At 29.3% G+C, this 21,139-nt stretch carries 17 protein-coding genes and 2 tRNA genes; 9 read left to right on the top strand and 10 right to left on the bottom strand.

Annotated elements, in window-relative coordinates:
- Window positions 1-61: 61 nt before the first annotated feature.
- From leuB to FIA58_RS20235, 4 genes are read right to left on the bottom strand one after another with little or no spacing between them, the layout of a single operon-like run.
- Window positions 62-1,183 (bottom strand): 3-isopropylmalate dehydrogenase, encoded by a 1,122-nt coding sequence (gene leuB / locus FIA58_RS20250; RefSeq protein WP_140964522.1) that lies wholly within the window; start codon window positions 1,181-1,183, stop codon window positions 62-64.
- Between the two features lie 12 nt (window positions 1,184-1,195).
- Complete coding sequence (gene leuD / locus FIA58_RS20245) at window positions 1,196-1,804, bottom strand: 3-isopropylmalate dehydratase small subunit (RefSeq protein ID WP_140964521.1); 609 nt, start codon at window positions 1,802-1,804, stop codon at window positions 1,196-1,198.
- A 1-nt stretch (window position 1,805) separates the two neighbouring features.
- The gene (gene leuC, locus FIA58_RS20240) at window positions 1,806-3,191 is read right to left on the bottom strand and encodes a 3-isopropylmalate dehydratase large subunit (RefSeq protein ID WP_140964520.1); all 1,386 of its coding nucleotides are present in this window, start codon (window positions 3,189-3,191) and stop codon (window positions 1,806-1,808) included.
- A 4-nt stretch (window positions 3,192-3,195) separates the two neighbouring features.
- Window positions 3,196-4,362 carry a 2-isopropylmalate synthase gene (locus FIA58_RS20235; RefSeq protein ID WP_140964519.1) on the bottom strand — a complete coding sequence of 389 codons (1,167 nt, stop codon included), beginning with the start codon at window positions 4,360-4,362 and terminating at the stop codon, window positions 3,196-3,198.
- A 155-nt stretch (window positions 4,363-4,517) separates the two neighbouring features.
- Here FIA58_RS20235 and FIA58_RS20230 point away from each other — a divergent pair, with 155 nt between their 5' ends.
- From FIA58_RS20230 to FIA58_RS20220, 3 genes are all read left to right on the top strand, one after another.
- Window positions 4,518-6,062: a hypothetical protein gene (locus FIA58_RS20230; protein WP_140964518.1), complete on the top strand. Its 1,545-nt coding sequence runs from the start codon at window positions 4,518-4,520 to the stop codon at window positions 6,060-6,062.
- Window positions 6,063-6,231: 169 nt separating this feature from the next.
- Complete coding sequence (locus FIA58_RS20225; protein ID WP_140964517.1) at window positions 6,232-8,127, top strand: T9SS type A sorting domain-containing protein; 1,896 nt, start codon at window positions 6,232-6,234, stop codon at window positions 8,125-8,127.
- 191 nt (window positions 8,128-8,318) lie between these two features.
- Window positions 8,319-9,215 (top strand): T9SS type A sorting domain-containing protein, encoded by an 897-nt coding sequence (locus tag FIA58_RS20220; RefSeq protein ID WP_140964516.1) that lies wholly within the window; start codon window positions 8,319-8,321, stop codon window positions 9,213-9,215.
- Between the two features lie 65 nt (window positions 9,216-9,280).
- Here FIA58_RS20220 and der read toward each other — a convergent pair whose 3' ends face one another.
- On the bottom strand, window positions 9,281-10,591 hold the full coding sequence (gene der / locus FIA58_RS20215) for a ribosome biogenesis GTPase Der (RefSeq protein WP_140964515.1): 1,311 nt from the start codon (window positions 10,589-10,591) through the stop codon (window positions 9,281-9,283).
- Window positions 10,592-10,747: 156 nt separating this feature from the next.
- On the opposite strand from der, the gene FIA58_RS20210 reads away from it, so the two are divergent.
- Window positions 10,748-11,236, top strand: coding sequence for a hypothetical protein (locus FIA58_RS20210; RefSeq protein ID WP_140964514.1), 489 nt, complete (start codon window positions 10,748-10,750; stop codon window positions 11,234-11,236).
- On the opposite strand, the gene era is transcribed toward FIA58_RS20210, so the two are convergent.
- Window positions 11,237-12,121 (bottom strand): GTPase Era, encoded by an 885-nt coding sequence (gene era, locus FIA58_RS20205; protein ID WP_140964513.1) that lies wholly within the window; start codon window positions 12,119-12,121, stop codon window positions 11,237-11,239.
- 115 nt (window positions 12,122-12,236) lie between these two features.
- Between era and FIA58_RS20200 the strand changes: the two genes are divergently transcribed.
- Window positions 12,237-12,309, top strand: a tRNA-Met gene (locus FIA58_RS20200).
- Between the two features lie 33 nt (window positions 12,310-12,342).
- Window positions 12,343-12,415: transfer RNA gene (locus FIA58_RS20195), tRNA-Met, on the top strand.
- A 39-nt stretch (window positions 12,416-12,454) separates the two neighbouring features.
- Here the strand turns inward: FIA58_RS20195 and FIA58_RS20190 are convergent.
- On the bottom strand, window positions 12,455-13,285 hold the full coding sequence (locus FIA58_RS20190) for a Shedu immune nuclease family protein (RefSeq protein WP_140964512.1): 831 nt from the start codon (window positions 13,283-13,285) through the stop codon (window positions 12,455-12,457).
- Between the two features lie 8 nt (window positions 13,286-13,293).
- Window positions 13,294-15,258 carry a DUF4365 domain-containing protein gene (locus tag FIA58_RS20185; RefSeq protein WP_140964511.1) on the bottom strand — a complete coding sequence of 655 codons (1,965 nt, stop codon included), beginning with the start codon at window positions 15,256-15,258 and terminating at the stop codon, window positions 13,294-13,296.
- Window positions 15,259-15,893: 635 nt separating this feature from the next.
- Between FIA58_RS20185 and FIA58_RS20180 the strand changes: the two genes are divergently transcribed.
- From FIA58_RS20180 to FIA58_RS20170, 3 genes are all read left to right on the top strand, one after another.
- A complete protein-coding gene (locus FIA58_RS20180) occupies window positions 15,894-17,279 on the top strand; it encodes a hypothetical protein (protein WP_140964510.1) in 1,386 nt (461 codons plus the stop codon).
- Window positions 17,280-17,404: 125 nt separating this feature from the next.
- Window positions 17,405-19,234 (top strand): BamA/TamA family outer membrane protein, encoded by a 1,830-nt coding sequence (locus tag FIA58_RS20175; protein WP_140964509.1) that lies wholly within the window; start codon window positions 17,405-17,407, stop codon window positions 19,232-19,234.
- A 110-nt stretch (window positions 19,235-19,344) separates the two neighbouring features.
- Window positions 19,345-19,791, top strand: coding sequence for a KTSC domain-containing protein (locus FIA58_RS20170; protein ID WP_140964508.1), 447 nt, complete (start codon window positions 19,345-19,347; stop codon window positions 19,789-19,791).
- A gap of 215 nt (window positions 19,792-20,006) precedes the next feature.
- Here FIA58_RS20170 and FIA58_RS20165 read toward each other — a convergent pair whose 3' ends face one another.
- Both FIA58_RS20165 and FIA58_RS20160 read right to left on the bottom strand, forming a co-directional pair.
- The gene (locus tag FIA58_RS20165) at window positions 20,007-20,678 is read right to left on the bottom strand and encodes a response regulator transcription factor (RefSeq protein WP_140964507.1); all 672 of its coding nucleotides are present in this window, start codon (window positions 20,676-20,678) and stop codon (window positions 20,007-20,009) included.
- A 5-nt stretch (window positions 20,679-20,683) separates the two neighbouring features.
- Window positions 20,684-20,974: a sensor histidine kinase gene (locus FIA58_RS20160; RefSeq protein WP_140964506.1), complete on the bottom strand. Its 291-nt coding sequence runs from the start codon at window positions 20,972-20,974 to the stop codon at window positions 20,684-20,686.
- Window positions 20,975-21,139 lie beyond the last annotated feature (165 nt).

Here is a 21,139-nt window from a genome sequence, read left to right as displayed (position 1 = left end):
AACCGCGAAATAAAGTCTTTTCTTACAGTATAAAAAAAAAATCAACTTTTTTAACTTAAATTTATATATATACCGATTTGCCCAACTTAATATTCTCAAAATGAGAACCTCCAATAGACACCTCTTGACTATCAATTAGTTTTACAATGACATCTCCTATTTCTGAGGTGGATGATGGATTTTCTTTATTTAAATCGATTGTTCCAATGTTTTCATTCAATAAGATTTCTACTGCTTTGTTAATCAATCTAGCTTCATCATGTAAAGAAAATTGTTCTAACAACATAGCTGCACTCAATATAGAAGCAATTGGATTAGCTATGTTTTTTCCTGCAGCTTGAGGATATGAACCATGAATAGGTTCAAATAGAGCTGTTCCACTTCCTACAGAAGCAGAAGCTAATAAGCCTATTGAACCACCTATTACACTACCTTCATCTGAAATAATATCTCCAAACATGTTTTCTGTTAAAATAACATCAAACTGACTAGGATTTAAAATCATTTGCATAGCTGCATTATCTACAAAAAGAAAGTCTAATGCTATATCTGGATATTGTTTGGCTAATTCAGTCACTACTCTTCTCCATAATCTTGAAGATTCTAAAACATTCGCTTTATCTACTAACGTTACTTTTCTCTTTCTTTGTTGAGCTGTTTTAAAAGCTAAATGAGCAATGCGTTCAATTTCAAATTGTGAATATTCACACAAATCAGAGGCTACTTTACCATCTTCACTTAATTTCTTTTCTCCAAAATAAATTCCTCCAGTTAATTCTCTGTAAATAACCATATCAGTTCCTTGAATGATTTCTCTTTTCAAAGGAGATTTATCCAATAAAGAATCATATGCTGTAATCGGACGAATATTAGCAAACAGACCTAGTTCTTTACGCAACTTTAACAATCCTTGTTCTGGTCTTACTTTAGCATCTGGATTATTGTCATATTTTGGATCACCGATTGCACCAAACAAAACCGCATCACTTTCTTTACATAAATTTAGAGTCTCCTCTGGCAAAGGATTTCCTGTTTTATCAATAGCAATAGCACCTACTAAAGCTTCTGTAAATTGAAAATCATGTCCGAATGCCTCTGCAATGCCTTCTAAAACTTTAACCGATTCTTTTGTTACTTCTGGACCAATTCCGTCTCCAGATAATACTGCTATTTTCATCTTCATCTTTTCTATATTTTAAATGACTATGGATTCTTTTTTACTTCTATTTACTTCGAAAGCTTCTATTTTATCTTTATTACTTACTAAAAAATCAATATCATCATAACCATTTATCATGCATAATTTTTTATAAGGATCAATTTCAAAAGATTCTTTTAAATCGATACCATCAACTTGTATCGTTTGATTTTCTAGATCAACAATTATCTTTGTTTCTGGTCTTTTAGTAACCAAACCTAGCACTTCTTTTAAAAATTCTGGAGAAACCTGAATAGGTAATAAACCATTATTTAAAGCATTTCCTTTAAAAATATCAGCAAAGTAACTAGAGACAATCACTTTAAAACCATAATCGGCTAAAGCCCAAGCAGCATGTTCTCTACTACTGCCACAACCAAAATTATCTCCAGCTACCAAAATCTTTCCTGAATAAGTATCATCATTTAAAACGAATGATGCTGTTGGCTTATCAACATCATCAAAACGCCAATCTCTAAAAAGGTTATTTCCGAAGCCTATTTTATTAGTTACCTTTAAAAAACGAGCTGGAATAATTTGATCTGTATCTATATTTTCCATTGGTAATGGAACTGCTTTTGACTGTAATGTGGTAAACTTTTCCATTTTAATTTAAATATTGGGTGATATCAATAATTTTGCCTTCAACTGCAATTGCTGCAGCTACTAACGGACTTGATAGAAGTGTTCGCGAACCTTGTCCTTGTCTTCCTTCAAAATTCCTATTGGAGGTAGAAACACAATATTCACCAGCTGGAATTTTATCATCATTCATAGCCAAACATGCAGAACAACCTGGTTGACGAATTTCAAAACCTGCTTTTTCGAATATAGCAGTTAAACCTTCCTCTTGGATTTGTTTGGCTACTTGTTGGGAACCAGGCACAATTAAAGCATTTACATTGGACGCTTTTTGTTTTCCATTAATATATTGAGCTGCAATTCTAAAGTCTTCAATTCGAGAATTGGTACAACTACCTATAAAAACATAATTAATTGGTTTATTAACCAAAGATTCTCCTTTTTGGAAACCCATATAATCTAAAGCTTTCAAGAAAGATTCATCTTCATTAACAGGAATAGTTCCATTTATTTTGATTCCCATTCCTGGATTGGTCCCATAAGTAATCATTGGGGCGATATCTTCAGCATTAAATGCATATTCTTTATCAAAAGTTGCTCCTTCTTCAGTTGGCAATGTTTTCCAATAAGCAATTCTTTCTTCTAAATCTTCTCCTTTTGGAGCAAATGTTCTTCCTTTTATGTATTCGAAAGTAACTTCATCTGGTGCAATCATTCCGCCTCTTGCTCCCATTTCGATACTCATATTGCAAACCGTCATTCTTCCTTCCATTGACATTTCTTGGAACACATTTCCTGCATATTCACAGAAATAACCTGTTCCAGAATTGGTTCCAATTTGGGAAATGATATATAAAATAACATCTTTAGGAGTAACTCCTTTCGCTAATTTTCCATTCACATTTACACGCAAACTTTTGGGTTTATTCAGTAACAAACATTGACTAGCAAAAACTTGTGCTACTTGACTGGTTCCAATGCCAAAAGCAATTGTTCCAAAAGCACCATGAGTAGAAGTATGACTATCACCGCAAACCATGGTCATTCCTGGTAAAGTAATTCCTAGTTCTGGTGCAATGACATGAACTATTCCTTGATATTGATGACCTAAATCATATAAAGTGATGTTATTCTTTTCACAGTTTTTTGTAAGTTGTTCCAATTGATTTTTAGACAATAAATCTTTAATAGGAAGATGCTGATCCTTTGTGGGAACATTATGGTCGGCAGTAGCAACAATTTGATTGGGACGAAAAACAGGAATATTACGTTCTTCCAATTCAGCAAAAGCTTGCGGACTTGTTACTTCATGAATTAAATGTTTATCTATATATAATATTTGTGGACCATTAGGCACTTCACTAACGACATGACTGTCCCAAACTTTATCAAATAAGGTTTTCTTTTCCATTTTTTTAAGCTACAATTCCAATATTATTCGTTTCAATAATTCTATGAACATCATCATCGATGACTTCTTTTTTTCTATCGGCTACTTTTAAAAATTCTTGGTATACTATATCTAATTGTAGTTTTGTCAATTCGTATCCTATTTTTTTAGCTCTGTAAGCCAAAGCAGCTCTCCCACTTCTTGCAGTAAGAATAATTGAAGATTCAGAAACTCCAACATCTTCTGGATTGATTATTTCGTATGTCTCACGATTTTTAATTACCCCATCTTGATGAATTCCTGAGCTGTGTGCAAAAGCATTTGCTCCTACAATGGCTTTATTTGGTTGCACTAACATACCCATACTTTCTGATACCAAATGACTCATTTCGTTTAGTAATTTGGCATTCACATTGGTATCCAAACCTAAATTAGGGTGTTGCCTTAAAATCATGACAACTTCTTCCAAAGACGTATTTCCTGCTCTCTCCCCTATTCCGTTTATAGTACATTCTATTTGTCTGGCTCCATTAATCACACCTGAAATAGAATTGGCTGTAGCCAAACCCAAATCATTATGACAATGACACGACAGAATAGCTTTATCGATACCAATAACATTTTCAGAAAGGTATTTTATTTTAGCACCATATTCTTCAGGCAAGCAATAACCAGTAGTATCTGGAATATTTAAAACTGTTGCTCCTGCTTTAATAACTTCTGAACATACTTTCGCTAAAAATTCATTATCAGTTCTTCCTGCATCTTCAGCATAAAATTCTACATCTTCAACAAACCTTTTAGCGTAAGCAACAGCTTTAACTGCTCTTTCGATAATTTCTTCTTTAGAAGCATTAAACTTGTATTTTATATGAGAATCCGAAGTCCCAATTCCAGTATGAATTCTTGGCTTTTTTGCATATTTCAAAGCTTGAGCCGCTACTTCAATATCTTTTTCAACCGCTCTTGTAAGTCCGCAAACCGTTGCATTTTTTACTATTTTACCAATAGCCTCAACGGCTTCAAAATCTCCAGGACTAGAAATTGGAAATCCAGCTTCTATCACATCCACTCCTAGTTCATCTAAACGTTTGGCAATAATTAATTTTTGCTCTTTGTTCAATTTACAACCAGGTACTTGTTCTCCATCTCTTAATGTGGTGTCGAATATTTGTACTTTCCCTTTATCCATAAAAGAATTATTAAACTTAATTTTACTATATGAATACAAATTTATACTTTGCTTAGCGTAAGGATGGTTTTTAAATTTTCCTTTTACAGTATTAAAATCATTTTTAAAATACACAATTTACTGATTTACAATAAATTAAGATTCATTTATTTACAATGGCAAACTTATCAAAAGACAATTTATTTATCTTAATCAAATCGCTTTCAAGGTCAGAAAAGCGTCAGTTTAAATTATATGCCAATCGACTTGACATAAATGTGAATGCAAAATTTCTTTTATTATTTAATTTATTAGACAAGATGAATGATTATAATGAGGACATTATATTAGATAGCAAAATAGTAACCAAACTACAACTTTCTAATTTAAAAGCGCATTTATACAAGCAAATTTTAGTCAGTTTACGGATGAATCCTGTCAATCAGAATAATCGCATTTTAATTCGTGAACAACTCGATTTTGCCACTATTTTATATCACAAAGGACTTTATAAGCAGAGTTTGAAAATATTAGAAAAAGCCAAAGGTATGGCTCTTGAAAATGAAGAAAAAAACATAGCTTATGAGATTGTAGAGCTTGAAAAAATAATTGAATCGCAATACATTACTCGAAGTATTGTTGGAAGAGCAGATGAATTAACAACACAGGCAAGAAAACTCAGTAAAGAAAATGTTATTGCAAGTAAATTATCTAATTTATCCTTGCAATTATATAGTATCATGTTAAAAAGTGGTTATGCAAAAAGCGATGCTGAAATGCAAGAAATAACTGCTTATTTCAACAAAGAACTTCCTAATTATACTATTTCTGATTTAGGTTTTAGAGAAAAATTATGGCTTTACAAGGCTCATTTATGGTATAGTTTTTTAATTCAAGATTTTTTGTCTTGTTATAAATATGCAAAAAAATGGGTCGATTTATTTTATGACAACCCAAAAATGATTTTCTTAAATCCGGTTTGGTATATAAAAGGAGTGAATTATCTTTTAGAATGTTTGTATTTAATAAAACACAAGACTTTATTTAAAGAAACTTTAGAAAAACTAGAAGCAACAATTTCACTTGATGATTTTCCCAAAAATGACAATGTAAACATTCTTACTTTTTTATGTATTTATAATAGCAAATTAAATCTACACTTTTTAGAAGGAAGCTTCGATAAAGGAATTTATCTAGTGGATGAACTATTAAAAAAAATAAAAATAAATCAAGATAAAATAGACGACCATCACGTTATGGTATTTTACTACAAAATTGCTTGTTTGTATTTTGGTGTTGGAAACAACACAAAATGTATTTTTTATTTACAGAAAATTATAGACAATAGAAATTTAACCATGAGAGAAGATTTAATGTGTTTTGCTAGAGTTTTAAGTCTTGTAGCTCATTATGAAGCGAGTTTAGATTACAAATTAGAATTACAATTAAAAAGTACTTATAAATTCTTAATTAAAATGAATGACCTTCATGAAGTACAACGTGAAATGATTAAATTTTTAAGAAACTTAGGCAATATCTATCCACATCAATTAAAAAGTGAATTTAAAAAACTTCATGAGCGACTAAAAGAATATGAAGACCATCCTTATGAAAGAAGAGCTTTTTTATACTTAGACATTATCTCTTGGCTAGAAAGTAAAATTAACAATAAACCAATTATGGAAGTCATTAAGAAAAAAGCAACTAACTCAATAAGATAAATAAACACCTAAAGTACAGCTCATTAAATTGATAGCAATTAAAAAAGGGTAAAAACCCCCTTTTAATTAAGGTTTATCGATAAAACGTTTTGACAGCAGAAGTTACAATCTTTGCAATGTGATCACAACAAAACAATTTTATTATAAACAAATAATTAATTTAATCAAGATGAAAAATTTATTTACAATTATAATATTCCTCATTTGGAGTATTTCGAATGCACAATGTTTAACAAATGGAACTTTAGATGCTACCAGCATAGGTAACAATGGTATCACCAGTGTTCAAAGTTGGCAAGGCACACATGGTTCACCTAGTACATCAGGAGTAGTAAACACAAACACTTGGGTTTGGATGTGGTCACATACTAATAGAGGTGAAGGTATTTTCACCAATTATAACTTTGTGGCTAATAGAACCTATCAAATTTCTTTTGACATTAGAACCGATGCCAACATCAACAACCCAAATAACACAGTACTAAATTCTTGGGTTTATGCAAAAGTATTTAATAACTTAACCACAAACAGTAGTAATGCTATTCCTCCTGCGTTACTAAATAGCGGACAAATAGTTTTACAAAATACTGTTTCTGCCTACAGAGGAAATAATTGGACAACTGTAACCATTAGCTTTGTTCCAAATCAAAACTATACACAATTATGTTTTTTTCCTGCAATGACTGCTAGTTCAGCATTAAATGGAAGAGCGCAAATAGAAATGGAAATAGATAACGTTACAATCACACCTCCTGTAACTTCTGTTTTTCATTTTGAAGACGCTTCTAGTAATATGAAAACAGATTTTTGTGAAGGTGAGGACATTTTTTTAAACGGAACGGCTTCTTTTGGAGAAAATCAATATTACTTAGACATTTGGAGAAGACCAATTGGTTCAACTGGAGCTTTCCAGTGGCAAGATAAATTAGGCAGTAATGGATGGACTTCTGGGCAATTAGGTGTTTTAAATTTATCGTCACTATTTGGAAGTCAAGGATATAATTTCATTCCTGGTTATGAATATGAAGTAAAAGTTGCAACCTCATCAAGTCCTTGTGTAGGATGGGTTCCATCTACCCATATTTTTAGAGTTTTAAGCTCAAATGGATCACCTGCTTTTACTTTCAATTCATTCTGTGCTCCAAATGGAACTATTTCAGTTACTGTAACTGCTACTGATACTACAGTTGGTTTAAATCATTGGTGGGGATTAATTGAAACATCAGTAGCTGGTTCTACTACAGATGCGACTAGTTTAGGATTAGTAGGCTCAATACAAAGTGGCACTACAACAACTTTTACAGGATTATCCAAAGACAAAAACTACTACATTAAGCATGGTGTTTATAACAGTTGTGTTTCTTGGAGAGAATTAAGAATAGCTTTACCACAAAATGTATATTGGTCAGGATATACAACTAACTTTTCAATCAATGCGTCAAATATTGGAAATAATGTACATGTTACAGCTATTGCAGCTTCAAACCCAGTTTTCGTTAGTCACCATTGGTCTATTTCTTATGCTCCAAATGGTAGTACAACAGGGAATAATCCAGTTGGAGTAACTCCTACCTTATCTCCAGATGGTATGACTGCTACTTTCAATTCTGGTTTAGTGATAAATACTTGGTATTATATTAAGCACGGAACATGGAATGATTGTGCTCCATGGGGAGAAACCAGAAAAGCTTTTAAAGTTGTAATCCAAGGTTTATTAGCAAATGGAGAACCCGAATACGCAGTACAGACAAAAGATGTAAAACAAGTTGAGAATATTTCTTTAGGAAAAACTACCAATAAATTAGAAAACATTGCCACACAAGAACAACTTTATCCTAATCCTGTAAAAAGGGATGCCTTCTGTTCCCTTACAACAGATTCTAAAAACGTAAGTAAAGTTGTAATAGCTGATTTATTAGGAAAAACAAAAACTATATTATTTTCGATTAAAGATACTAACACTATTACATTTCAGATTGACAATTCCATTACTAAAGGAATTTACATCGTAAAAATAATTAAAAAGGATAATACAATTACCTCAAAGAAACTAATTGTAGAATAATTATAGTTCTTTTTTAAAATCAAAAATTTAGGATGTCTACAAAGGCATCCTATTTTTTTATTAAAAACCACCATAAAAAAAAGGGGGTTTTTCCCCTTAAAAATGAGGAGATTTCTTAATGTTTTATCACCTAATAGTTTGAATATTTGCATATCTCTTAAAACAAATAAAAAATCTAATTTAAAATAGACATGAAAACAATAGTATTCTTTACTGCATTATTCTTTACTTCAATCACTAGCAATTCACAAATAGTAACTAATGGAAGCTTAACTGGAAATTGTACAGGAAATGGTTTTAGTGCTCCAAGTTGTATTAAAGGTTGGGCCGCAAGTCATGGAACTCCTATGGTTTTAGGAAACTTAAATAACAACACTTGGGCTTGGTTAAGTATCTCGAAAGAGAATAGTGAAGGTATCTATACAAACTACAACTTCACTGTTGGAAAAAAATATGAAATTTCATTTAAAGTAAAGGCTTATACTAGTATTGATTCTCATGAGGCTAAAAAACAAATACCAACAGCGACTATTAGAGCAACTAATGGCTTAACAAGTTCTACTTCACAAAGAAAGCCTAAGATTGATCAAACTAGCGAGGTAGTCTGGTCTAAAGAAGTAAGTAAGTCTAAATCATTTTGGCAAATTGTAAAAATCACTTATATTCCAACTAAAGACAATTCACAGCTTTGGTTTTATCCTTCAGTTCAAAATCAATCCAAATTGAATGAAAATTCAAATTTACAAATGGAAATAGATGATATTGAAATTACACCTATAAATGAAAATGCATTAAGCGCGTTTCAAGCAACAGATAATGCTTCATTAGAAGATTCTTATAATGTGACTTATATCATTTCAAATCCAATCTACAAAGGTCAGGTTTCTAATATTTTCACAAAGCAAATTGACTTAAAAGAATTGACTTTAATTGATTTATCAGGAAATACTAAAAGATTAGAATTCACAATTGCTGATAAAGAAACCATACAATTTATAGTAGACGAAACGACTAACAGTGGTATTTATACATTAAAAATGCTAAGAAAAAACGGAGCAGTAATTACAAAGAAAATAATTGTACAATAATAATGAATGAGGTTATTGTGCATACTAAAAGAGCTTTCAAATTGAAAGCTCTTTTTTTTGTTTTATTATTTTTGTCTAAAATAAATATCTATTGGTACACCAGAAAAATTATAATTTTCACGTAATTTATTTTCAATAAATCGTTTATATGGATCTTTTACATATTGAGGCAAATTAGCAAAAAACACAAACTGAGGTGTTGGTGTAGGCAATTGCATACAATATTTAATTTTTACATACTTTCCTTTTAATGCTGGTGGTGGCATTGCTTCAATAATAGGCAACATTACATCATTAAATTTTGAAGTGGCAATACGTTGTTTTCTATTTTCATAAACTTCAACTGCTACTTCTAGCGCTTTTAATAATCTTTGTTTCGTTAAAGCAGAAACAAATAAAATAGGAACATCTGTAAATGGTTGTAATTCCTCACGAATTTTTCTTTCGTAATCTCTAGTTGACATGGTATCTTTTTCTACTAAATCCCATTTATTAACTAAAATAACAACACCTTTTCTGTTTTTTTCGGCTAACCAAAATATATTTTGATCTTGTCCTTCAAAACCTCTAGTTGCATCAATCATAAGAATACAAACATCACTGTGCTCGATAGCTCTTACGGAACGCATTACTGAGTAGAATTCTAAATCTTCTTTAACCTTGGCTTTTCTTCTAATTCCAGCTGTATCTACTAATTTAAATTCGAATCCAAAACGATTATAAGTTGTATCGATTGAATCTCTAGTAGTTCCAGCAATATCTGTGACAACAAAACGATCTTCACCAATTAAAGCATTAATAAAAGAGGACTTTCCAGCATTTGGTCTACCTACAACCGTAAATTTTGGCAAAGGATTTTCTTCTTCTTCTACTTCAGGTAATTCTGGTAAAACTCTTACTAATTCATCTAAAAGCTCACCAGTTCCACTTCCATTCATACCGGCAATAGTAAAATACTCTCCTAATCCTAGAGAATAAAATTCAACTGCATCTTTTTCCCTTGCACCATTATCTACTTTATTAACTGCTAATAAAATTGGTTTTGTTACCTTACGAAGTAATTTTGCAACTTCGGCATCCATTGGAGTTACCCCTTCTTCTACATCCACTAAAAAAATAATAGCATCCGCTTCATCAATAGCTAATTCCACTTGACGTCTTATTTCTCCTTCGAAAACATCATCCGAGCCTTTAATATATCCTCCTGTATCTATTACAGAAAAGGCTTTTCCGTTCCATTCACTTTTGCCATAATTTCTATCTCTAGTAACACCACTAACAGAATCAACAATAGCATCTCTACGTTGTATTAAACGATTGAAAAATGTCGATTTTCCTACATTTGGTCTACCTACTATGGCTACAATATTATTCATTATTTATTTTTTTGAAAGTGCAAAGATAATCATTTAGAATTTAGAAAAACAGATTTGCTTTTCCTATTTAATCAATTCAATAACAAGCTTGTAAAGTTAATTTGATATTCTTTTATTAATATTTTTTTCGTAGATTAGTAACATAAATCCCAATTTATGGAGAAAAACTTTACCCTTCGACTTCGATTCTATACTGTTGCTGAAAAATCCTTAGATACAATTTTAAAAGAATTTGAAGTATTAAAATCTGAAATTGAGCCCGATTACAAAGTAAAAATCCTAGACAATCATATTTGGTTGAGTTTAGGAATTCTCAAAAGAGAAAAATATTCTCCCCATTTACACCTTCATCTAGAACCTATGGAAGATGGAAACACTGCCATTAACGGGTTATATGGTCCAGATCCTGTCTTATGGACATTTTTTATTTTTCTCCATTTTCTTGTAGGTGTAATTTTCTTTATTGCTTCAATATCAGCTTATACAAAAGTAAAACTACATCAGAACTATACTATTGAAATTATTATTATTGCTTTAATGGTATTCTTATGGTTTCTACTCTATTATATTGCTAGAAAAAACAGAAGAAAAGGAATTCCAGAAATGAATCAATTACAAACAATTATGGAAAGAATTATCAACTAATTATTTTTGGTTGTAACCAAATCTTTTCAATTGATTCATATTACTTCTCCAATCTTTATTAACCTTAACATAAGTCTCTAAAAAAATTTGTTTCCCAAAGAATTTTTCTAAATCAGCTCTAGCTTGAATACCTACACGTTTTAAAGCAGCACCTTTATGTCCTATTATAATCCCTTTTTGGGTATCACGTTCTACCATTATTACTGCTCTAATGCGAATAATTGCATCGTCTTCTTTAAATTCTTCAGTATCAATTTCTACGGCATAAGGAATTTCTTTATCATAATTTAATAGAATTTTTTCCCTAATTGTTTCATTTACGAAAAAACGTTCTGGTTTGTCTGTTAAAGCATCTTTAGGATAAAATGGTGGTGAAACTGGCAACAATTCAATTACTCTATTAAATACTGCTTGAACATTAAAGTTTTCTAAAGCAGATATAGCAAAAATTTCTGCATTGGGTACTTTTTCAGCCCACATTGCTACTTGTTCCTCTAACTGTTCTTGATTGGATTTATCAATTTTATTTAACAATAATAAAACTGGTATTTTAGAATGTACAATTTTATTAAAAAAAGCTTCATCTTTTAGTTCCTTCTCTCCTATTTCAACCATATAGATTAAAACATCTGCATCTTCAAAAGCATTTTTTACAAAACCCATCATAGAATTTTGTAATTCATAAGCAGGTTTTATAATTCCTGGAGTATCGGATAATATCATTTGGAAATCGTCTCCGTTGACAATTCCTAAAATTCTATGTCGAGTGGTTTGTGCTTTACTTGTTATAATAGACAAACGCTCACCAACTAGTGCATTCATCAAGGTTGACTTTCCAACGTTTGGGTTACCTATTATATTTACAAACCCAGCTTTGTGTTCCATTTTAAAATATTTATGTTGCAAAGGTAGTCATATCAGGTGAATAGAAGAAATTTTAATTTTTTTATGTTTTTTACTTGCTTTTTCATTTAACGATTGTATCTTTGCACTCACAAATCGCGGGATAGAGCAGTAGGCAGCTCGTCGGGCTCATAACCCGAAGGTCACAGGTTCGAGTCCTGTTCCCGCTACTAAGAATTTTTATTGAAATTACAAACGCACATCGCGGGATAGAGCAGTAGGCAGCTCGTCGGGCTCATAACCCGAAGGTCACAGGTTCGAGTCCTGTTCCCGCTACTAAGAACCTTTTCAGAAATGAGAGGGTTTTTTATTAACTTATATTCTAATTTTATCTCTAATATTATTTAATTTCTTCTTTTCACGTGTAATCCAATCAGTCGTTTCAATTAAATTATCATAATGCAATATTTTTATATTATTTATTCCTTTTCTCTTTAAACGATATGTTTTTTCATTGAAATGTTTTCTTTGACCAGCAATTACAAGATAATGTATTCTAGTTTTATCTAATTCATAAAATTCTGAAGGTAAATTTTTATTGGTATTTTGATATTTTTTAAAAACTGTTCTTAAATTTTGAAAATTTGCATCTATCCACTCATCCCAATCTTCAATCTGCTTAATTCCTTTTCTAAACGAATTACCTAGACTTCCATCTATTAGTGTCACTTCCTTGTTTGGATGTTCAAACTCAATAAAGATAAATTCATAACCAGATGAATTTTTCCCTACTAATAAATAATCTACTATGTAATTGGGAGGTAATTCAAATTCTTTAAATAGATATGCATCATGATGACCAAAGTTGTATTTAAAAAAGATTGAATCAAGTATAAAATAATATTCATTTTTATTAATGAAATTTAAAATTGCTCTCTCATCAGTTTCAACTGATTTTATCAAATTAATAAAATCATTCAAACCTTTATCTAGGGTTTCATTGCTAGTATCATAACCAGAATGTAAATAATTATTTGGAAAATAAGATTTATAATTATAAGCAGATTTAGGAAGCATTTTATGAAAAATGTTTAGTTGGTCAACACTTATTCCTTTTTTCTTCAAATCTGCAATATAATTTTCTGCTTTTTCAATTTGATTTAATTCATCCTCACTTAAAATTCTATAATCTTTTTTAAACAGCATACTCTTATTTAATTAAATTTTAATTCTGTTCTTTGAAAATTATTCTCATAAAACGCTTTTCTAATTTTATACATTTTACGATAACTTTCTATACCAGTATATTCCAAATTACCATTTAACGCACCTTCGTTTTCAATTTTAGAAACGTAAATATTTGCAATTGGAATAATAAACTCAAATAATTGCAAATAATGAGATTTGAGATCATTGCTTTCTATTTCAAGTACATCAAACACCTTTTCAACTTCATCTTTTGGAAATTTAAAGTAACCTATTGGAAATAAATGTATTGTTAAAGGATCTTTATATTTAATTTTATTGTTTTCTTCAATTTTATCAATCTCGATTAATTCATTTCTCATTTTATCAACCTCATCTTTTAAAATCCTTACCTCTTTTCTTTTATTAACTATATAATTTACAAAAGTTCCACCAGTTTTGATAAAATCAATTTTAACTTTTAACTCTGGATTGTAATACTTTTCAATATATGTATCTAATTTCAAGATTGTTTCTTCAATCTTATTAATATCTTCAATATTTTGATATGCTTCTAGTAAAACTGATAAAGAATATATTTGAATGTTAACGTGACCAATCTCTAAAAAATAATCATACGCTCTCAAAATAGCAATAATAATATCGTCTAATATATCTTTACCTATTCCTTCAGGAAAATTTATTTTATAAAGTGCATCGAATTGAATTAAAAATTTGTTATGAGTTAATGTACAATTATAAAGTAGAAAATCGGAATCAGAATTTTGAATCTCTAGTAAAACATTTCTAAACTCTTTATTCAATTCCGTAAAATTTAGATGCAAATATTCAAAATTTGAAATTGCAAGTATAAAAGGGGTTTGACAAATTAATTTTTCAGCTTTATAATTTAATAAACTAATTTTTGCATGATGTTTTATTCGGTAATGAATACTTTCATTATTTAAAAAATCATTGATTTTATTTTCAAAAGTTAGTGATTGAAAATTTTCAGATGAGTACATTTCAACTTTAAAAGTTTCAATTTCATCTAATTCTATGTAATGCTTTAAACTGGAATTTTTTATGGCTTTTTGAATCTCTTTTAAATATTCCTCCTCTTTAATTAAACCAAATAATAAACTCAACTCTGCATGATAATATATTAAGTAATCATTAATATCTTTTGATAAAGTATTACTGTTTAATTTAGCTTTTCTAAAGTGTTCCAATGATTGTAAATAACTTCCAGAATAAAGAAGTGACAAGCCTATTATAAAGTTGTATAATGCCGATTTCAAAGACCCTGTTGAGGTTTTATTATGCAATATAAGTATTTCGTTCCATCTGCAACTATCATTCAAGAAAAGACCGTATTTATTTATAAAATTTTCTATTTCCTCATCGGAATCTAAATTACCATTGTAATCAATTATAATTTTACTATCACTTTCTAAATTATCAATATTTTCAGCTAGTTTAGAGTGAATCTGTCTTATTAAGTTCCCTTCTTTTAATGTAGTTTCAAAAATCTCATTAATTGTATCTAAACTTAATTGTTTAGTAAATCTTATTGAGTGATTATTTTGATTTTGCCAATTTGGGTCTTTTTTATTTAATTCAAAAATTATAGTTTTTAAGTTTTCAAAAAAGAATTTGTCTTCATTTACTATATAAAATCCATAATATGCTGTTTGACCATTATTTAAAAGATATTCAATATTTGAAGTTTCAATTGATTTGCTATAACTACCATCATTATTAGAATTTGTATTTTCTGAACTTTTTAATTGAAAATTTAATCCAAAACCAATTTTAATTCCATCGTTTTTTAATTCAATGCGAAAATCAACACCATTATCAATAGGTTCTTCTTTTAAAATGAAGTTTTTTTCATCAAAAAAAAGTCTAAATTTATTTTTAGAGATTGTTTCTAATTGCTCATTTCTTGAATCTTTTGGTAGTTTAATATTGTCTAAATTATGTTTCATCATAAAAAAATATTTTATCCAAATATTCCACTAAGATACAATTTCATGCATTATGTAATTAAATTAATTCAACAAATACTCAATAAATTAATTCTTAATTTAATCCATAAACACTTCTATAATAACAATATATAGTTATTAATAATTAAATATATTATTCAAGAAAGAATCTAGTAAACTTCAATTCAGCGGACTACTAAGAAAACCTTTCAGAAATGAGAGGTTTTTTTTATAAATAACCCAATCAAACAAACCACTATTTTTCAACACATTACATTTTATTGAAAAATATTTTTACTATTTCTTGTAACATTTCACATTTCTTTAACGTAAAACTATTATACAAAAAAAATGAAATCTAAGTCATGAAGACCAAAACAACATCAGTATTTAAAAAGCGTATCAAAAGCTTTTGTGATAAACTTCCAGATTACTTTGGAACAGCTATTGTTTTGGTTAACCCAGTTCAAACAACTTAGCAAAACCTTATTTCTTATTACAACCATTTATAACGCAATCATTGATTAAACATCAGGATGCTGTAACTTCTTATGCTTCCAAATTAAAATTGGCTTTGCTCAGTATTGTATTTTTTTAACCCTTTTATACTATTATTAATCCTTTTAAATTTATTTATTATGTTATCATTTTTAGGCTATTTACTTGTGTTTTTTGCAATTATCTTAACCGTTATTTACCCTTATTTATCGAAAAAAAATAGCGAAATAGATAAAGAAAATGGGAAAACGCCTCCCTATTTAAGTTTTCTAGCAATGCTCAACTTTAAGGTAAGAGCAGGACTTTTTATCTTTGGAGTTTTCATATTATTATTAGCTGAATCTGTAATTTTCGCTAAAGAAGGACATCAATATTATATTTTAAGCCCAACAGGTGCTCGTTCTACAATCATGTCACCAGGAATTAAATTCATCGTTCCTTTTAGTAAAATTCAAGAATGGGAAAAATTCATTGACATCAAATGTGTGGCTTTAGATAGAAAAGGAAACTACAAGCAAGATGTTACAGGAATTGAAGGTATTATTCCTAATGGTATTAATGTACGCTTTATTGATAAAGTAGATGCTAATGTATATGCTTCGGTTCGATTTGAAATGCCAAGTGACGATATGGCTTTTATTAAATTAGTAGAAACGTATAGACAACCTTCTAACTTAATCAACAACACCTTATTACCAACAGTTTCCGAACAATTAAAAAACGTAACATTCATGTATTCTGCTGAAGATTATGTTTCTGGTTCTGCAACTGATTATAGAATGACTATTGAAGATGCTTTGAAAAACGGTGGTTTTGTTGTTAAAAAAGTAGAAGTGAGAGATACTATCTATAATGAAGTTGGAGTAGATTCAATTTTGAAAAAGAAAAGAGGTATTAAAGAAATTAACAAGTTCATTCGAAATGAAAAGATCTTTGTTAATGGTATTCCTAAAAGAATTCCTCATGAAATTAACGTAAACAAAATTGTAACAGCTCAAGTCATTATTGATGATGTTGATTTAAATAAAGCTTTCGAAGACAAATTAAAACAACAAAGAGACATCTCTGCTGAAAAAATTATCGAAATTCAAAAAGTAGAAACTGCTAGAGCTGCTCAACAACGTATTGTTGCTGAAGGGGAAAGAGACAAAGCTGCTGAGCGTGTAAAACAAGAAAAAATGCAGGTTAATACTTTAATTGCTATTGAAACAAGAGTAAAAGAAGAAGAATCTAATAGACAATTAGCAGAAATAGCTGTAAAAACAGCAGAATTAGAAGCTAAAGCATTATTAATTAAAGAAAAAGCTCAGGCTGATGCTAACCGTCTTAAAGTAAATGCTGGTTTAACACCTCAGGAAAGAGCAAAAATTGAGAAAGAAACTCGCATTGGGGTTGCTCATGAGCTATCAAACATGCAAGTACCAGCTAATATGATTATTTCTGGAGGTAACTCAAATAATAACACTACTGAATCTTTATTACAAATTAAACTTTTAAATGACCTTACTAATAATAAGAAACAGTAAAAGTTAAAAAAGTTAATTTTAGAGTCACTCAGCAATGAGTGACTTTTTTTTATTTATATTGGTTCGAAAATAATTTCATAGTTACTTTGCCGTTCTATAAAGCAATAGTTATTTTCGTTTAAATCATGACAAAAAGAATTGTACTTTTATTTTTTCTCAATCTATTGTTTGTAACTAGTTGTTTTTCTCAAAAAAATACAGTTAAAAATGATTCTGTAAAAATTTATCATGACATTCATAAATATTCTCAAAAAGGAAAATTTTCAAAATTTGTTTATCGTTTATTTTTCCGCTCTTCTAAATTAAGTGAAACCGTTACTAAGGCTAAAAAACCTGATGTAAAAAATGATCTAACAAAATTTAATGGCAAGATCATTAGAAATATAAATATAAAATCGTTAGATCCTTTTGGATATTCAATTAATGATTCTACTAAAGTTCCTAAAAACAGTTTTGAGAAATTTGGAAATACCATACATATAAAAACAAAGAAATTTACTGTAAAGAACCTTTTGCTTTTTAAAAAAAATGATGTTTTCGATAATTTGGCTATCAAAGAATCCGAACGTCTTATAAGAGACCAACGCTACATAAGAAGGGTTATTATCAACCCTAAATCAATAAGTGCTAGTTCTGATTCTATTGATGTAGATGTTACCCTTTTAGACTCTTGGAGTATATTACCTAATGGAAGTCTTTCCTCTAATCAAGGTAATTTTACTCTTCGTGAAAGAAACCTACTAGGGTTAGGGCATCAAATAAACGGAAATTACAAAGAACGTTTCTCCGATGGTTATAAAGCCAAATCTGTTTCTTATTCAATAAATAACATCAAAAATAGTTACATTAGTTTTAATGCTATTTATGATAATGATTTTGACAATAATAGCAGACGAATTGTTTCAATTAACAGAAGCTTTTTCTCTGCCTTAACTAAATGGGCTGGTGGATTGTATTTTGAAAACAGATTACAAAACGAACCTTTTATAATTTCTGCAGATAGCATTGTTACTAATTCGTTAAAATCAGAATTTCAGGAATATTGGATAGGACGGTCATTTAAAATATCTAATAAAACAGATTACAACAGTAGAACAAAAAGACTAATTACTTCTCTGGCCTATAATAAAAAGATATATTCACAAGTAGCGACTAAAGAATTAGATCCAACCTCTTTTTTTTCAAATGAAACAAATATTATTTCTCAAATAGGTATTGCTTCCCAAAAATATTACAAGGATAGTTTTATTTTCAATTATGATATTGTAGAAGATGTTCCTTATGGTGAAATAGCAGCAATTACTGTTGGACTTCAAAACAAAAATGATTTAACCCGATTATATCTTGGAAGTAAAGTTTCACAAGGTAAAAAATATTCATTTGGCTATTTAAGCAATTCTGTTGAATGGGGTAGCTTTTTTCATAATGGAAATCCTTATCAAAACACATTAAAAATTGAACTTAATTATTTTAGTCCGCTATTTCAAATTGGAAAATGGAAAACAAGACAATTCATAAAACCCTCTTACATATGGGGAAACAATCGTGATTTATCTCAAAAAGACTTAGTAGATTTAGAAGGAAAGAATGGTATCATTGGTTTTACAGATTTACTTAAAGGAACTCAAAGATGGGTATTATCTTTACAAACACAAACGTATTCACCTGGTAGCTGGAAAGGTTTCCGTTTTAGTCCTTATTTGAATCTTACAATGGGTTCTATTTCAGAAAAAAATGAAAATCTACTCAGCAGTAAAGTGTATTCTAAAATAGGAATTGGCTTATTAATTAATAATGACTATTTGGTTTTTAATAGCTTTCAAATCTCATTTTCTTACTACCCTACTATTCCATTTGAAGGAACAAATATTATCAAAACCAATTCCTTTGAAAATGATGATCTATCATTACCTCAATTTAGACTTTCAAAACCATATCATATTAGATATCAATAAAATAATTTTTATTTAACCATATTAGTTATAAATTATATTACTTTTGCCGCTAATTTATTTTTTTACAAATTACTTTATTGTAAAGTATTTTATCTCTTTTGAATATGAATATGAAAAAAATTGTTGAGTACAGAAAACTACTTAACGTTACTAAAGATGTAACTCTTAGCGAATTAAAATCAATCTACAGACAAAGCATGAAAGAAAATCATCCTGATAAATTTACGGATGAAGAAAAAAAGAAAGAAGTGGAAGCAATAAGTACTTTGACTATTGAAGCTTACCATTTTTTAGTTAGTGTTGCCAATGAAACTCTTGAGAAAGATAAAGAATTGTATTTAAAAACAACTTCTTCCATTAATATTGAAGATTTCTATATGGACAATAATGTTTTATACATTCAGTTCTTAGATGGAAATAAATATGAATATTTTGGAGTTCCCAAAAATACTTACATAAAAATGATAAATGCAGAATCTCCAAGTCGTTTTGCAAGAAGACATATTTATTCAAATTTTTTATATAGAAGTGCTTCAAAATTAGTTGCTGCAGAATAATTTTCATATCCTTATAAATCAAAGAAGCTACCCATTACTTGGGTAGCTTTTCCTTTTAAGCTTATTTATAGAAACAAGCTTAGCAAAACAAACTCTAAACTATCTTTAACAAATTTAAATGGTTTTATTCAAAAAAAAAATACGTATAAATACGTATTTTCAGCGTTTTTTAATACGTATTTACACGTATATTGTTATACCTAGTAGTGTTTTCCTTAAATTTCCTCAAGAGCAATTAATTGATATTTTAATGCAAAAACCACAACACCTATAAAGTTTTTTGAATTAGTCTTCTCCATAATATGTTTTCTGTGTGTTTCAACCGTTCTCACATTAATACTTAAAATTTCAGAAATTTCCTTACTACTTCTACCATTGGACACTAATTTAATAATTTCAATTTCTCTAGAAGTTAAACAATTTTCATCAACATCAATAAGAGTATCATTTGAGTTAGCCATATTTTTCTTTTCCCAAAGCATTACTTCTCGAATTATTGGCCCTAACTCATTTCCAAAATAATAACCATTTTCTTTTATGCTAACAATAGCATTTTGAAGTTGATCTGGATCTGAATTTTTTGTAAAAAACCCGTGAGCTCCTAATTCCATTACTCTATGTATACTCTCTTTAGTTGTAAGTTGAGAAATAATTAAAACATAAATAGAAGGATATTTATCTCTTAGCACTTTACATGTTTGAAACCCGTCCATTTCTGGCATTTGAATATCCAATAGTACTAAATTAATTTCATACGCATCAATACTGTCTAAAAACTCTTTACCATTATTGGCCTGAAAAACAACATCAATATCATCAAATGAATTCAGTAAATGGGCCAGACTTTTTCTAAAAAGTTGATGATCATCTACTATTGCTACCTTCATCTTGTCTATTTTTTTACCGAAATTACAAATTCATTTCCTAAAACGGTTTGATTTTGTTTAAAAATTGCGTCAATCACTTTTAATCGTGAGCTAATATTTTTCAATCCAGTACCTTTTGAAACCAAATATTTTTCTTTAAAATTAAAAGAAGTTCCATCATCTTTTATCAAAAAAAGATAACTATTCTCTTCTTTATTTATTGCAATTTCACAAGACTTTACATTACCATACTTAATCATATTAGTAGTTAGTTCTTGTATAACTCTAAAAACTTCGTAAGATACTTCATTAGACAAATCTATCAATTCTTCGTCCGTATTTACAGTAAAACAAGCGTTAGTTTTAGAGTTTAATCTTGAAGAGTTATTAAAAAACCAGAAGTTTCTAGCAAAGGAGGCATTAATTTATAAGAAACTAAGCGAGTATTTTCAATTGCAGCTTCCACACCAATTCTAATATCG

It is taken from the genome of Flavobacterium jejuense, from assembly GCF_006491595.2.
Classification (GTDB): Bacteria; Bacteroidota; Bacteroidia; order Flavobacteriales; family Flavobacteriaceae; genus Flavobacterium; species Flavobacterium jejuense.
Note: the sequence above shows the minus strand (reverse complement) of the source record. Positions and strands in the feature narration are given on the sequence as shown.

What these genes read in the sequence shown, in the direction of transcription:
- leuC (WP_140964520.1), bottom strand. Translation starts at nt 3,191, where the DNA reads ATGGAAAAGAAAACCTTATTTGATAAAGTTTGGGACAGTCATGTCGTT.
- FIA58_RS20220 (WP_140964516.1), top strand. Translation starts at nt 8,319, where the DNA reads ATGAAAACAATAGTATTCTTTACTGCATTATTCTTTACTTCAATCACT.
- leuB (WP_140964522.1), bottom strand. Translation starts at nt 1,183, where the DNA reads ATGAAGATGAAAATAGCAGTATTATCTGGAGACGGAATTGGTCCAGAA.
- leuD (WP_140964521.1), bottom strand. Translation starts at nt 1,804, where the DNA reads ATGGAAAAGTTTACCACATTACAGTCAAAAGCAGTTCCATTACCAATG.
- FIA58_RS20175 (WP_140964509.1), top strand. Translation starts at nt 17,405, where the DNA reads ATGACAAAAAGAATTGTACTTTTATTTTTTCTCAATCTATTGTTTGTA.
- FIA58_RS20170 (WP_140964508.1), top strand. Translation starts at nt 19,345, where the DNA reads ATGAAAAAAATTGTTGAGTACAGAAAACTACTTAACGTTACTAAAGAT.
- FIA58_RS20185 (WP_140964511.1), bottom strand. Translation starts at nt 15,258, where the DNA reads ATGATGAAACATAATTTAGACAATATTAAACTACCAAAAGATTCAAGA.
- der (WP_140964515.1), bottom strand. Translation starts at nt 10,591, where the DNA reads ATGAATAATATTGTAGCCATAGTAGGTAGACCAAATGTAGGAAAATCG.
- FIA58_RS20165 (WP_140964507.1), bottom strand. Translation starts at nt 20,678, where the DNA reads ATGAAGGTAGCAATAGTAGATGATCATCAACTTTTTAGAAAAAGTCTG.
- era (WP_140964513.1), bottom strand. Translation starts at nt 12,121, where the DNA reads ATGGAACACAAAGCTGGGTTTGTAAATATAATAGGTAACCCAAACGTT.
- FIA58_RS20230 (WP_140964518.1), top strand. Translation starts at nt 4,518, where the DNA reads ATGGCAAACTTATCAAAAGACAATTTATTTATCTTAATCAAATCGCTT.
- FIA58_RS20180 (WP_140964510.1), top strand. Translation starts at nt 15,894, where the DNA reads ATGTTATCATTTTTAGGCTATTTACTTGTGTTTTTTGCAATTATCTTA.
- FIA58_RS20225 (WP_140964517.1), top strand. Translation starts at nt 6,232, where the DNA reads ATGAAAAATTTATTTACAATTATAATATTCCTCATTTGGAGTATTTCG.
- FIA58_RS20235 (WP_140964519.1), bottom strand. Translation starts at nt 4,362, where the DNA reads ATGGATAAAGGGAAAGTACAAATATTCGACACCACATTAAGAGATGGA.
- FIA58_RS20210 (WP_140964514.1), top strand. Translation starts at nt 10,748, where the DNA reads ATGGAGAAAAACTTTACCCTTCGACTTCGATTCTATACTGTTGCTGAA.
- FIA58_RS20190 (WP_140964512.1), bottom strand. Translation starts at nt 13,285, where the DNA reads ATGCTGTTTAAAAAAGATTATAGAATTTTAAGTGAGGATGAATTAAAT.